The organism is Victivallis sp. Marseille-Q1083, from assembly GCF_903645315.1.
Classification (GTDB): Bacteria; Verrucomicrobiota; Lentisphaeria; order Victivallales; family Victivallaceae; genus UMGS1518.
This window is the reverse complement of the sequence record NZ_CAHJXL010000001.1, coordinates 2,020,503-2,035,027: the sequence shown is the minus strand read 5'-3', so window position 1 is coordinate 2,035,027 and position 14,525 is coordinate 2,020,503. Positions and strand designations below refer to the sequence as shown.

Here is a 14,525-nt window from a genome sequence, read left to right as displayed (position 1 = left end):
TTCAGATGTTATGCAATCTATTTTCCGGAAAAAGCTTTTTCCCGATTGGCTTGTTCGATGGCATGCCCCAGTTCCCGCCGGACCGATTCGAGCAGCGCCGGGTCGCGCGAAAAGTCGGTCAGCGAGCGGGACAGCCGTTCAGCGAACGCCAACGCCGCCTCGCGGCCTTTCAATGCGGCATAGATGGTCAGATATTCGTAATCCTCGCTGCCGTCGCGCAGATTGACCAGCCGGATACCGGGAAGCGGCCCGTCGGGCGCCGGATAAATCAGGTTGCCGTCGCCGCTGAAGCCGGTATTCCAGTCGCAGAACGGCTGCCAGGCGGAGATCGGCCGATTTTCCGCCAGATGCCAGCCGAGATTGACGTGCCAGAACAGCAACCCGTCGCTCTCGAACTGCCAGGTTTGCCACGGCAGCAGACGGCCTTCGATCGACGGATGGTCAAGCATCGCAAAGTTGGCGTACGGGTAGTAGGGCCCGAGCATGACGTACCACCAGACTTCCTTGCCGAGCCGCCGCAGCCGCCGGGACAGTTCGAGGTCGTAACCGGAAGTCAGCGGACAGTACCAGTCGATGTAATCCTGATAATCGTCGGGCTTGTCGGCCATCTGGCGGTAAAAACCGATCGCGGTGGTGAAGGTTTTCAAATTCGGATAGCGCTGTTTGATGAAGCCGAACGTCCGTTTCAGCGCGCTTTCGTAGGAAAGCGGCCGTTCGTCGAACCCGTAAACATAACCCTGCGCTTCCAGTCCGGAGTGGTCGAGCCAGGCGACGAAATCGTCGAGCCGGCGGGGCAACTCCTCGAAAAAGGCGTCGTCGTAATCGGACAGCGGGCTGAAACATTTCCACAACTGATTTTCCCCGGCACGGATCGGTGTGACCAGGTTGGCGACGCAGAAGGCGTTCATGCCCCGCTTGTCGGCATATTGCAGGTCGGCCGGTTCCGGCGGATTGATGCGGGAGATGTCGGTGGGATTGAGCCGGTAATCGAGCATGATATCGAGCATTTTCCGGCGCAGTTCCGGCGTGATCTCCGGATAAACGCAACGAGTGAACGAATCCATCTGGGCAAAAGCGGTCCGGAGCGACGGCCGGACCGGCAAGGCGAAATCGAACACTTCGACTTCGATTGGAATGACGATTGCCGCATCGGGCCGGGCAGATTCCAGTTCGAGCACCCCCCGGTAGCAGCCCGGCGCCTGGCCGGCCGGAACGGCGATTTCCAGCCAGACGGTTTGGGTCAGGCCGCCGGGCAGTCGGAACGAACGCTGCGGAATCAGGATTTCCGGCGTCCAGGCCGGATATTGCGCTTCTTCGACCAGCGGATTTTTGGTCGGCAGCGCATTCCAGACGTTGGCGGCCAACGCTATTCTGAGGTTGTCGGCCGGAATGACCGCCGTCCCGGAATCATGCTGCAAAGGATTGACTTTTACGGCGATTTCCCTGGATTCGGCGTTCGGCAGCCGCAAGGCGATCTGGACATTTTCCCGTTCATTGCCGGCCAGCGCCACATCGATTTTATGGCATGGCTCGGCCGGCGGCAGCGCGCCCGGATACACCTTTTCCGTCGCCGGTTGAATCCACCAGCTCGCTTCCGGCAGGTCCGGAACCGTTTCTTCACCGGGAATGCGCTCCGGAAAACGGTAGCGGAACCGTTCGGTACGGCCGTCCCGTGCCGTGGTGATGCGGAGTTCATCCGGCCGCGGTTCCGCCGGCGCGGGCCGGTGAAGGAAACGGATTTCCCGGCCCGAACCGCGGTAGACGGCGAGAGGGCTGCCCTGCCGCAGCAGTTCGCCATCCCAGTCGCCGCAGTAACCGGTCAATTCGGCCTGAACAAGCCAGCCGCCAGAACGGGGACGGTCGGAAACCACCTGCAGCCGGGTCGGAATGATGCCGCCCTGTTCCACCGGCACGTCACGCGACAATTCGAAATCGTCTACCTGAATCCGCCCGGCGCCGCGCCGGAGCAGGATGTAGTAATGGATTTCCCTGACCGGCTGCGGCGGTTCGAAATAGAGCGCCGTGTATTCCCAGTCCGGCGTCATGCCGCTCCAGGCGGCCGAAACGCCGTAAGTGGCGGAGCCGTCTTCATAAAAAATGTCCAGATAGAGACAGCCCTCCGAACCGGCCAGGCCGTCGGTCCGGCTCCAGCCGGCGGCGAAAATCGGCCGGGTGTCCGGCTGTTCATAGCGGATGGTCTGCCAGACACCGGTATCCTGTTCGCCGGCGGTACCGCGGTCAAGCCGCAGCGCGATTTCACCGCTGTGGCGGTCGGTCCGGTCCACCGTGAACCCGGCCTGGAACCCCTCCCAGACGCCGGAGTCGAGGTTCTCAAAACCGGCATCGGACAATTCGTTGGTGCCGCGGTCGGCGGCGAAGCCGGCAACGGCAAGCAAAAGAGCAAAAGACAAGAAGATATATTTCATGGATGAAACTTTTCCACAATTCAGGCTGAAAGTCGAATAAAATCGATTGAAAAGGCCGTCGGATGACGGCCGGAAGATCTCAATCCACCATATACAATCCATTGGCGCCGTTCAGCGGCGTCCAGTGCGGATTCCACGGTACCCAGGCGGCGGAGGGAATGGATTCGGCGTGGCCGTCGAGAGCGGTCATGTTGGCCCGGTTGTTATGGCGGGCGACGACCGCATAGCAGTTGCTGGAGCCTTTGTTGTTCGGCCAGCAGCCGCCGTCGGCGCTCAGCAGGCTGTTTTCATGCCAGGACTGCATGCCGGCGGCCTTGCCTTCGCTGGTCGGATAGCTGTCGGCGGCGAACATCACCCCGGAGTTGTTGCCGAAGCGGTCGAACTCGGACACTTTGTGCGGCTTATTGTACGGCGACTGGCCGTTCTGGTAAGTCCAGACGATGCCGAAGCTGGTGTAATTGATGCCGTAACTGGTCTCGTACAGATTGCCGTTGGAGGTGTCGCCGCTGGCGACGGGACAGATCAGCGAATCCAGCCCGAAACCGTAATCTTTCATCAGTACGTCATAGAACAGCCGCTGGGCATTGTTGCCTTCGATGACGATCGGACTGAGTACCCAGTCTTCATAATCGTTCTGATAAAAGGCGTTGGCCAAACCGATCTGTTTGAGGTTGTTGAGGCAGCGAATGCCCTGGGCTGCCGCCTTGGCTTTGCCGAGCGCCGGCAGCAGCATACTGGCGAGGATGGCGATGATCGCAATCACAACCAACAATTCTATCAATGTAAATTTTTTCAATGCAAGAATTCCTTCCCGTTATGAAGTTGATTTGCCGGCCGGCATTTTGTTATGGTCATACCAACCATACTGATTACAGGATTAATTATAGTGGAATGTCGCCGGAAAGTCAATTCAGCAAAAAGCCAAACCGTTGCGAATATGGTCAAACCGGTAGGAATCGGACGACGGAAGCGGAATTCCCAGCCGGCGGTGAAAACGGCCGGCCGGGACGCGCATCGGAAACTTCACGGGGTTGGAAATGGCGCGCCATCCAAGCTGAAAATCTTGACTTCCAGCGGTTTCAGCAGCAATGACAAATTGCCTCCATCCGGGACGGCAAGCGTGGACCCGGCCCGGTCGGTCAGCGTCCGGCAGGCGGGAACGGTCAGTTGTACTTCGTTGTCGCGGTCGGCGGTGTTGACCAGCAGCAGGAACCGGCCGGCTTCATTTTCGAAGGTGCGCAGCGCCAGTTCCGGCGTATCGGAAGTGACCGGCCGGCCCGATGCGTCGAGCAGAAAAATCGGCCGGTCCCGTTCGAGTTCGCGGCCGATCTCGATAAATTCCCGCCAGCGTTCCCGGGGATTCGGGTCGAGCCCCTGGACATCGAACCAGGAGTAGAACAGCAGGCCCCTGGCTCCGTCGGCGATCGAACTGTAGGCCAGCGCCCGGTCCCGTTCGGAGGCGCGGTGATCCACCTGAATTTTCAGACAGCCCCAGTATTGGGCGGTCGGCGGCAGCTGGGCGATGGTATCTTTGGCCCAGTTGGATACCGCGGTGATCGTCTGGTAAGCCCAGGGATATTGTTCGGTGCCCCAGATGTCATAACTTTGGGCCAGTTCGTCAACGCAGTCGTGCTCGAAATGGACCTGCAGCACCGGTTTGCCGGGGTCGAGCCGGTGGCAGAGCTCCCGCATCGAACGCAGTTCGTTGAAAAATTCACTGCTCAACTCGTCGTTGATATAATAGGCGAGCACGTTCGGGTCGTCTTTGACTGCGGCGAGCACAGTTTCGACGATCCGCTGCGGAGAGGCGTCGCCGTAGGCTTTTTGTTTCAAGCGGAAAAAGCCCTGGCGCTCATAGAGATCCTTCAGGGCGAAAACAACCGGGATGTTCCGCCGGGAACACTCCTGGAGGAACCGCAGCGTATCGTCGAGACCGCCGGTCGGGGTGCCGTAATCGAGCAAACCGAACGGCGTCCCTTCCAGGTCATCGAGAACCCGCTCCGCCAGCGGCCAGTTGCGGTGGTCGAACTCGCCCTCCCAGGCGATTGTTTCTCCGCAGGTATGCACGTAGACGATCAGCGGGAAATAGCGTTTGCCGCGGCGGTGGAAAAAACCGTCCGGCGCCAGATACATGCAGTCCGGCAAGGTCTCGTCGGCCAGAACGTTGATGACCTGCTCGGAGAGAAACCGGTCATCAAGGGTGGCTTCCAGCCGGTATTGCCCGGGCGTCAGCGTTTCGGCCAGCGGCAAGGTCAGGCTGTCGCCGGCCGCCGGGTCGGCAGTGGTGCGGGCGACCAGCTTGCCGGCGGCGTCGAAGAGTGATGCGGCGGCCCGGCCGGCCCGGTTGGCCCGCAATTGAACGTTCAGCGGCAGATCCCGTTCGGCGACGATGCCGCTGTGCGGGATCGGCCGGCATTCAAGCGGCTCCTTCTTCCAGATGCTGTGTGAAAAATACTGCGCCTGTTCCCGGCCGTCCGGCGAACAGAAGGTGTAGAGGATGTTGTATTTGCCGGCCGGCAGCGAAGCGGTGTCGAAGGAGGCGGCCGGTTCCGCCGCGGTCAGGACTTGCTCCTGCAAAATCCGCTGCCACGGCGGCGAAGTCAATCTGGCTTTGACAGTCCACGCTTCACCGGCCATTCCGGCCGGCGCTTCCGTTACCGAAACGCGAACCGGTCCGGTGTCATCGCTGCCGACGACAATTTCCGGTTCGACCTGCAATGCCAGCGGTTCTTCCTCCAGCGGCGTCAAAGTGATGTCGTCGACCCAGACCGTACCGGAAGCGCCCTGGTCGAAATACAGCTTCAGCCCCATGAAATTCTGCAGACCCAGTTGCGAGTCATCGCGCGGCATGGCTCCGGTCAGATAGCGCAGCGTCCGCCAATCGCCGTCGTCGGAAAAGCCCTGAACGGCGTCATTCCATTCGACGGCAAACGAAAAATTACGGCCGGCCGGCACCCAGTCGGCAACTTTGACCCGCATCGAAACCCAGTAGCGCCTGCCGCTCTCGAGCGGCAGATTGACGAAAGTTTCCAACGGGCCCGTACCGCTCAGGCGCAGGCTGTGAGTGCCGGAACAGGCCGCTTCGCTGCTGATTTGCGCCTCCGGCGGCAGTTGCCAGCCGGAAAGGCCGTTTTCAAACGTTTCCTGCCAGCACGGTTCGGCGGCGGACATCGACAACATCAGACTCAACAGTCCGACACAGTACGGCACATAGTTCATCATTGATCCTCTCGTTGAACCGGGACAATGTATCACTGAAAATCCCGAATGAAAATAAAAGAATCCCTCCCGGCCGGGAAAAGTTTGACGACCGGCCGGGAGCGGCAATGGATTCCAGGCCGAAAATTCAATAAAAGTTGCAGAACACCCCTTCGTTGTTCCGGCAGGGATTCCAGTGGTCCGCCGCCTGCATGATTTCGTCAGTATACAATGCGCTCACATGCCCGTCGGCGAAGGCGAAATTCGCCCGGCGGCCATGGCGGGTATAAGGCATGTACCACTGGCCGTTGTCCTCATAAGGATAAACGCCGCCCCAGGCGATGACATGGCCGTTGTCGTTTTTGCCCGGCGGTATGGAAACATTGGTGGCATCGCCGAACATGATCAGATTGCTTTCACTGCCGAAGCTGCCGATCTGGCTGCGCTTGCATCCCTGCCACTGCAATTTTTCCGGATAGCCATGATTGTATCCGAACGAACGCCAGTTCAAACCGTAACTCGTCTTCAAGCCCCACAGGAAATCGCCCCAGTTGCTGTCATCTTTACCCGAAACCGTCGTCTCGGAGCTCGGACACTGCATTACTTCGAGCGGAGCCAGATACTGGTTGTCCAGCAAGGTAACCGGCCAGGGCGACATCCCGTCGGCCCGTTCATGGGCGGCGACGCACCAGTCATCGGAATCGTCGGAATACAGAAATGCCGCCAGGCCGATCTGCTTGAGGTTGCCGACGCATTTGATTTCAACCGCTTTCGCCTTCGCCTTGGCGAGCGCCGGCAGCAGCATACTGGCCAGAATGGCGATGATCGCAATCACGACCAACAGTTCGATAAGAGTGAATTTTTTCAATTTCGGAATCTCCTTTTCATTGGGAATTGACTTGTCACCAACCTTTTTGGAATCAGTTCACGATCATAAAACAAAAATTCTATCATTAATTATAGGGAAATTCCATTGAAAAATCCATTCATCAAAAAGACAAAGCATTGCGAGTACGGCCAGACAATGCATAAAAACGGCGGCCGGCCATTGAGACCGGCGCCAGTTGGGACGGCGGAACCACCAATTTTTCCGGTTCCGGAAGAAAATGCCGGACGGCGGCTGAGCTGTGTTCGGGACACGGAATGTCATTCATGGAAAAAGTCGCCGATGTCCTCGGTCGCCCCGCCGCCGAGCAGGCCCCGCTGCGACGGCGTCGGCGAAGCGCTTTCGCTTCGGTATTCGCGGCGCAAACGGTCGTAGTGTTCATACAGCCGGGCGGCCAGCGGGACGCCCGGCTCTAAAACTTCCGGTGTCGGAGCGGTCTTTTGGCGGAGCCAGTCGCACTCCATCCGGTACATCCGCCGGTAGAAGTCGTCGGCTTCCAAAGCCGGCCGGTTGCCGGACAGCGGCAGACGGCTGTCGTCATAGGATTCGCCGGCCGCCAGTTTGTCGTCCAGCAATTGAAAGAACATCTCCCAGCGCGGCAGGTAATATTCCCGCAACAACCCGTTCCAATTGCGGGCGCAGTAGTCGAACAGCGGCTGCGGTCCGGGAATCGGCCCCCAGTGCGTCAACTGCAATTTGGCATTGTATTCGTAAAAGTCGCGTTCTTTCTCGTCGATGCCCCAGCGGCGGGCGTCGCCGACCCAGCAGTCGAGCCGGAATTCCGGCCGGGTGCCGGTCAATTGGTCGGTATCCTTCAAAAGCTGCAGGAAACGGTCACGGTGCAGACGGAATTGTACGGCATCGCCGCGCCGGAATGCCTCCATCGCGGCGCGGTAGACCGGGACCGCCAGGGCGGCGAGAGCCTGCTGGCCGAGGTCGATGACATCGAACTGATAACCGTCGCGGTCGGCCAGCCGGTCCCCGGCGGCAAGCAACTGGCCCCAGGCCGGAAAGAAGCGTTCCGGCGTGTCGCCCGGCGCCAGTTCCGACCAGGCGTTGGCCCGGTCGATGTGCGTCCAGGGGCGGGCGCCGAAGATGGTGTCGCCGCGCCAACTGGAGTAGACATCACGCAACAGCAATTGCCAGGCGGCGCGTCCCTCCGGCGTATCCCGGCCATAGCGGCGCGCCTGATAGTCGGCGACCCAGTCGGCGACCTCGAACGGTTCGCTGCGCAGCGCCGTTTCGAACACCAGTTCGAACAGCACCGGATTGTTGAAAATGCTTTCCGGAAAGGCACCGGCGCCGACCAGGTTCGGAAAAGTCCGGCGCTGCTCGTTGATGCCGGCAACGATGGCGCCGAGATCACCGCCGACGAAGGTATGGCCGCCGAAGCTGTTGATCGTTCCCCAGACGGTCGGATAACCGTAGAGGCCGCCGGTCGTTTTCAGCCGCTCTTTGCCGATATCCAGCAGCAGCAAACCCTCCTTCGGGATCGCTTCAATGATCGGGCGCCGTTCCGTCCAGGCCTGCATGACCCAGACCGCTTCGGGATCGGCCCGCCGCAGACTCTCGAAGGTCAGGCGCCCGCAGTTGGCGAGATATTCCGGCGATTCGTCCGGCGCCGCCTGTTCGTGAAAGAGGTCGAGCGCGTAATGGTGGATCGAATCGCCGTAGAGCTTATGCAGTTCTTCGAGAAAGATTGCGGTGATTTCGGCGAACTGCGGATCGGTCGGATCGAGCAGTTGCAAGGCGGGAAAATTACACCAGGTCATGCTGGAACGCACCGCCGCTTCCGGATGCTGCCTGGCCCAGTAGGCCGGCACCTGCCCGTTGAACGCCGGCAGGATCGGCTGCATGCCCCAGCTCAATTGGTATTCGACAATTTGTTTGCCCAACTCGGCGTGGGTTTCCAGCCAGTGACGCGGCATCGGTCCGGCATGGCTGTCCAGATTGATCATCCATTGCCACGGCAGGAAAGCCGGGCCGGAGAGAAACTTCAGCATCTCCTCCTCCGGGACGCCCAGGCGGACGAAGGTATTGAACCAGACTTTTTCAATGCCGGTGACCGCCAGCGGCATGTTGATGCCGTTCAAGGCCATGAAATCGACTTCCCGCTTCCAGCGCGGCCAGTCCCACCACGGCATCGAATAGCCGAAGGTGCAGAAGTTCAGGTATGGCCGCAGCGGCAACGGAAAAACTTGTTTGTAATCCGCCATCGCCGGCGGTTCCGGCGGCAGCGCCCACTGGTCGCCGCACCAGGAAAGATGCGCCTGGCAGGCGTATTTGAAGTAGTGATTCAAACCGGCCGCCAGCGCAACCGGCGTACTGCCGGAAATTCTGCGGCCGGAAATTTCGAAATATTCTTCCGGGCTTTCCACCAGTTCGAGTTCAAGTTTGCCGACGTATTGCGGCGCCAGCGATTGCAGCAGCCGGGCGGCGTTGTCCGCCACGGCCCGGTTGCCGAAGAACAGGCCGAGCGCCAGAAAAAATCCGGCCAGAATATAATTTTTCATTCGCATTGTTTCCTTTTCGTTTTTCCTTCAAAATAGTATAAGAGCGTTTTGGCGGAAAACAACTCCGCCGTCCAAACAAAATTGCCGGAAAATGCCGGAACGCAATCAAAACGGCGGCTGGTCGGTCGGAAAGCCGCCGGGAGAATCGGAACGCAATTGAAGCGCATTGCGACGAAAGCATTTATCGGAAAATAAATAAAAATATTGGTAAACTTTAAGTAAACAAAAGTAAAGCGCTTGACAAATGTTTATTTCTTGTGTATGATTTATCGGATATTGATAAAACGACACAACCGCAAGAACAACAAAAAGGAAACAAGAATCATGTTCAAACAGCTTTCCTGGTTGGCTCTGTTGGGGCTGACCTCCTGGCTGAGTGCCGGGGAAATCGGCGTTTCAATGAGCAACCGCGGACTGCAGATCGGCAATTTCGGCGAAATTTCACCGTTCTCGCGGTTCGTTGCCGTGGACAAGGGATGGACGAAACACTGGTTTTACACGGTGACGGCGCCGGCGCGTTTTGAAAACGGCGTATCGCCGGAAGGCGACGCCTACGCGCGGATGATTCAGACGCAGGAGATGCCGAATTTCAAATTGAACGATTATTCGGCGGTGGTGCATGACGACACGGTGACGATCACGCTGGACGGCGAAGCGCTCGGCGACGAACCGGGCAAGATCGAATATTCGATGTTGTTTTTGCCGCAGGTGCTGATCAACGGCAGCCAATACCATTGGAAATCAGCCGACGGCCGGAGCGGTTCCGGCCAGATCAGCGCTCAGTTCGAAGGGACCGGCACCGAACCAGTCGGCGAAAACTTGACCGAATTCGTCATCGACAGCAAAGTCGGCAAACTGACCCTGACCCTGAAAAAAGGTCCGTCGTTCAGCGTGGTCGACTATCGTGGAACCGGTTTCGGGCCGACCAGCGAAAGTTATCCGGGGTTGTGGGTCGGCCTGTTCTCGGAGTTCAATGAAGCGCAGCGGCATATCGATCACCAGCTTGAGCTGAAATTCGATTATGCCGACAGCTTCAAGGCGGTGGAACCGCTGCCGGAATTGTCCAAGGAGGTCCGAAAAGTGCCGGAAGCCAACCTGGTGAGCGGTTACCAGCCGGCGTTGCCGGTGCTGCCGACGCCGCAGCGGTTGGAGCGGACCGAAACGCCGTATATCATCGGCGGCATGGATAAAGTGGTGGTGCGCCCCGGCGCGGCCTCGGAGCAGGACGCCGGCCGCTTGAAACGCGCCGCCGAAAAGTTGCTGCTGAACGATTTTGTGCTGCCGGTGACGATGGCGGAGGACGCTGCCGAATTCGGTAAAAACATCACGATTGAAGTCACCGACCGGGAAGTCAACGGCGTTACCGCACCGGAACAGCCGGAAGGTTACAGTCTGAAAATCGGCGCGGACGGCATCACCATTGTGTCGCGGACGGCGCGGGGAGCGTTCTACGGGCTGCAGAGCCTGCGCAGCTACCGCAACAGCCAGGGTTTCGACGGCGTCGAAGTGACCGACTGGCCGGATTTCGACTTCCGCAGCATGCTGATGATGGTGGACAACGGTTCGCTGGATTACCACGGCAGGCAGATCACCGAACTGCTGGCGCCGCTGCGTTACAACACGATCATCATCGAAACGGAGTATGCCGCCTGGGATGCGACGAAGAACATTCATCAGCCGTGGGCGATCAGCAAGGACGACCTGCGCAAATTGATCGCGCTGGCCAACGACAACTTCATCGACGTTTACCCGCTGTTCCAGACGCTCGGCCACTGCGAATGGCTGTTCGCTTACGGCCAGAATCTCGACCTGGCGGAATGCCCGGAGCAGCCGTATGCCTACAACGTTTCCAACCCGCGCACCTATGAGCTAATGACGGCGGTGCTCGAAGAGGTTATCGATGTGTTCAACCATCCGGCCTACGTGCACATCGGCCACGACGAAGTGACGCTGGGCGCGCCGTTCCCGTACCGCGAGGAGAATAAGGCGATCGGCGGCCAGAAGCTGGTCATGGACGACATCATGTTCTATTACAACTATCTGAAGGAACGCGGCATCGGCACGATGATGTGGCAGGACATGTTCATGAAGGGTTCGGCTGACGGCGACAGCATTTTCGGACTGGCCGGGGTGCGCGATCAACTGCCGAAGGACATCATCATGTGCTATTGGGATTACAGCAAGGCGCTCGGCTGGTCGGGCGATTTCGTCCGGATGGCGGATGAAGGCTTCAAGCTGCTCGGCTGCACCTGGTACGAACCGCAGAATATCGCCAACTTCACCAGACTGGCGGCGGAAAAGAAGGCGCTCGGCATGATGGCGACGACCTGGGCCGGTTATACCAACAGCTATGTGATGGAGGAGAAAAACTTCAAACAGATCGCCCAGTACATCGACGCCGCCTGCTGGATGTGGAACGCCGAAAAGGGTCTCCCGGCCGGAACTTCGGCCGGCAAGGCGCTGTACGACCAGATGTTCGCCGAACCGGAAAACAAACACGCTTCGGGCATCAAATTCGATCTTTCCAATGTCGCCAACCTGGAGCTGCGGCCGAACAGCCTGCCGTTCCTGCTCGAAGATCCGCTGGACATCGACCGGCTGGTTGACCACTCCGGCGACACCGGCACGGTGAAGTTCGAGCTGGCCAAACGCGACGGCCAGTTGGCGGCAGTGGCGCTGCAGTCGAAGAGCAACCCGGATTTCCCGGCCGCAGTGGAAGGCATTCAACTGAACGTCAAGGCCAAAAAGCTCTATTTCCTGCATTTCCTGCGCAGCCAGGAGCTGCACGGCCAGGACGGCGAGTGGAGTTCGGGAAACAAGCATATCGCCTATTACAAAATTCATTATGCCGACGGCAGCAGCGTGGAGGTTCCGGTCCGGTTCCGCCGCGATATCGACATGCCGGAATCGGACTATTCAAAATACATGAAGCCGGGGGAAGCCCTGGAATGGCAGTCGAAATACGGCGATACCTGCCGGATGTGGTATATGACCTTCGACAACCCCTATCCGGATAAAGAAATCCGGACACTGGACGTGCGCGGCGGCGAGGATCGCTATCCGTTCTATCTCTTCGCAATCAGCGCCGAACAGTAGGACAGGCCGCTGCCGCTTGAATATGCAGGCACCCGGACGGGAATCAGTTCCCGTCCGGGATTTTTTATGTCTGCCGACCGGTCCGGGCGAACCGGCCCGGAGCCTGGCCGGTCCGGCATGGCTCTGAAATAAGCGGCACAGCGCGTCGATTTTTGCCGAATAAAGCGTCATACGGTGTGGCGATGCTTCCATTTGGTATTCCGTCATCAGCGCCTCCAGCCAGACTATTTTTTCCGCCGATTGTTCCGGGCGGCAGGCCCGCTCAAGCCGGTCGAACAATTCACCGAGAAACTGCAGATGGTCGAAATGCCGGGATGTCGGCATGGCCTGAACCGGCAGCGCATCATCTGGCTCAAAATCGACATAACGAATTCTCAGCCAATCATCCCGATCTTGAATGCCGTGCACCTCCTGCTGGTAATCCAGCCGGAAAACATCGCCAGCGCTCAGCGAAAATTCTTCATCGCCGACGCGCAGTCGGCCGGCACCGGCAAAAACGCCCCAGAGGGTTTGGCCGGGATGCCGGCCGGGCGGCACATGCCATGTCCAGTGTGGCACACAATGACCGCCGTAAAAAATTTTTGATGGGTCCATAAGTCGATTTTTGCCCAATTCCAGTCGGTGATTGCCTAAAAAGTGGCCCAATATAGCCTTTTTCCGTTCGCAGGTCAAGCGTATAGTAACAACCGGCGCCGAAAAAATCATTTTCAGAACCTGTAATCAGAAAGGTCAAAAACGATGACGACAACGCTATTTCTGTCCGGTGACGGCCAAACCCATCGGAAAATGACAACGCCGTGCCATGGCGGTGAAGGTGAGTGGTATTTCAGGGATTTGCTTGCTCCGCTGGCGGCTTCGGAAGTTTTGTTCATTAAATTCATTCACGACGATATCATTCCGCCGGGTTCGACGTTCGGCGCTCATTGTCATGGCGGCGATGCCGGCGGCCCGGAAGAGGAGTGGTATTACTGTCTGTCCGGCAGAGGCGTCATGATGCTTGACGGCCGGGAACATGAAATGACGGCCGGCGACCTCGCCGTCTGCTATGCCGGCGGTTGCCACGGTTTGCGCAACACCGGCAGCGAAGCGATGCGCATCATCGTCATCTGTGCTTCTCCATGCCGGACGGCGGGCCAGGAAGCGTGAAAGGAAAGCGGCTATGTCGAAAAAACAATTGAAAGTTGCGGTGGTCGGTCTGCGGGTCGGCCGGGCGCACGCGGCCGATTACGCGGCCAGCGATGCCGTCGGAGAACTGCTGCTCTGTGATTGCAACACCGCCTTGCTGGCGGAAGCGGTTGATCAATACCCCGGCGCGCGCGGTTATGCCGATTTTACCGAAATGCTGCGGCAGGAACGCCCCGATGCGGTCAGCATCGCCCTGCCGAACAAACTGCATCGTTCTTTCTCCATACAGGCGTTGGAGGCGGGGTGTCATGTCCTCTGTGAAAAGCCGATGGCGCGCAATGCGGCAGAGGCGTTGGCGATGGCCCGGACGGCGGAGCGCTGTGAACGGAAGCTGATGATCAACTTCAATCAGCGGTTCGAGTCGCCGGTTTATTCACTGCTCAAGGAGTGGCTTGATGCCGGCCGTTTCGGGAAACTCTATTATGTCAAAAGTCGCTGGTCACGCCGGCGGGGGGTACCCTGGTGGTATCCGCTGTCACGCGAGATGTGCGGCGGCGGCGCGCTGGTGGATCTGGGCGTCCATGTTCTCGACCGGGCGATGTGGTGGTGCGGTTTTCCGGAGCCGGAATGGGTGCTCGGCAACACCTATTGCGGCATTGCCGCCCGGGAAGCGGAACGGCGGAAGCTGGCTCCGTTCGAACTTGAAGATTTCGGCGCGGCGGCAATCCGGATGCGGAACGGTATGCTGCTGATGCTGGAGGCTTCCTGGGCGTCCAACCGTGAAAATGAGGAGATTTCCGTCCGGCTGTACGGAGAAAGAGGCGGCGCGCTGATTCAGACTGAGGTCGGAACGAATTCTGAAATCCGGGTAAAATTATTTCTGGAACAGGACGGCGTATTGTGCGATATGATACCGGCGGTGGAAACGTTGCCGCCGGTTCCGACGATTCGGCAGGCATTTCTGGAGGTGATTCTGCAGGATACGCCGGTGCCCTGCTCCCCGGAACAGGGAATCCTGATCAGCCGGCTGTTGGATGCAATTTACCAGTGTGCCGCGACCGGCGCACCGGTCCGGCTGACGGAAGCAACGCCTCTATAAAGAATAACGCCATGTACCGTTTTTTGTATCAATGGCTTGCTTGCACCGCCGGCGAAGCGGCCTCTCCCGAAGCAAGCGGAACGCTCATGAGGAGGTTTCCCGGAATTGGCAGGATTGCGAGCCGATTCCGGGAAACCCGGTCGCAAACGTACGCGCCACAGCCGGGTTCGCAGCAGTCCGGC

At 58.9% G+C, this 14,525-nt stretch carries 8 protein-coding genes and 1 pseudogene; 3 read left to right on the top strand and 6 right to left on the bottom strand.

Annotated features, from left to right (window positions below):
* Positions 1–17 precede the first annotated feature (17 nt).
* From HWX74_RS08305 to HWX74_RS08285, 5 genes are all read right to left on the bottom strand, one after another.
* Positions 18–2,426, bottom strand: a complete 2,409-nt coding sequence (locus HWX74_RS08305; protein ID WP_176013096.1) for a glycoside hydrolase domain-containing protein — start codon at positions 2,424–2,426, stop codon at positions 18–20.
* Positions 2,427–2,505: 79 nt separating this feature from the next.
* Complete coding sequence (locus HWX74_RS19990) at positions 2,506–3,222, bottom strand: type II secretion system protein (protein WP_217704894.1); 717 nt, start codon at positions 3,220–3,222, stop codon at positions 2,506–2,508.
* A gap of 227 nt (positions 3,223–3,449) precedes the next feature.
* On the bottom strand, positions 3,450–5,648 hold the full coding sequence (locus tag HWX74_RS08295) for a hypothetical protein (protein WP_176013095.1): 2,199 nt from the start codon (positions 5,646–5,648) through the stop codon (positions 3,450–3,452).
* 124 nt (positions 5,649–5,772) lie between these two features.
* Positions 5,773–6,492 carry a prepilin-type N-terminal cleavage/methylation domain-containing protein gene (locus HWX74_RS19985; protein ID WP_217704893.1) on the bottom strand — a complete coding sequence of 240 codons (720 nt, stop codon included), beginning with the start codon at positions 6,490–6,492 and terminating at the stop codon, positions 5,773–5,775.
* A gap of 278 nt (positions 6,493–6,770) precedes the next feature.
* A complete protein-coding gene (locus tag HWX74_RS08285) occupies positions 6,771–9,023 on the bottom strand; it encodes an alpha-N-acetylglucosaminidase (protein WP_176013094.1) in 2,253 nt (750 codons plus the stop codon).
* A 324-nt stretch (positions 9,024–9,347) separates the two neighbouring features.
* Here HWX74_RS08285 and HWX74_RS08280 point away from each other — a divergent pair, with 324 nt between their 5' ends.
* Entirely contained in the window at positions 9,348–12,119 is a 2,772-nt protein-coding gene (locus HWX74_RS08280) for a glycoside hydrolase family 20 zincin-like fold domain-containing protein (protein WP_176013093.1), read from the top strand.
* Positions 12,120–12,395: 276 nt separating this feature from the next.
* Here HWX74_RS08280 and HWX74_RS20665 read toward each other — a convergent pair.
* Positions 12,396–12,713: pseudogene (locus HWX74_RS20665) on the bottom strand (AraC family ligand binding domain-containing protein); the annotation flags it as partial.
* 144 nt (positions 12,714–12,857) lie between these two features.
* On the opposite strand from HWX74_RS20665, the gene HWX74_RS08270 reads away from it, so the two are divergent.
* Positions 12,858–13,265 carry a cupin domain-containing protein gene (locus HWX74_RS08270; protein ID WP_176013092.1) on the top strand — a complete coding sequence of 136 codons (408 nt, stop codon included), beginning with the start codon at positions 12,858–12,860 and terminating at the stop codon, positions 13,263–13,265.
* A gap of 13 nt (positions 13,266–13,278) precedes the next feature.
* Complete coding sequence (locus HWX74_RS08265) at positions 13,279–14,343, top strand: Gfo/Idh/MocA family protein (RefSeq protein WP_176013091.1); 1,065 nt, start codon at positions 13,279–13,281, stop codon at positions 14,341–14,343.
* Positions 14,344–14,525 lie beyond the last annotated feature (182 nt).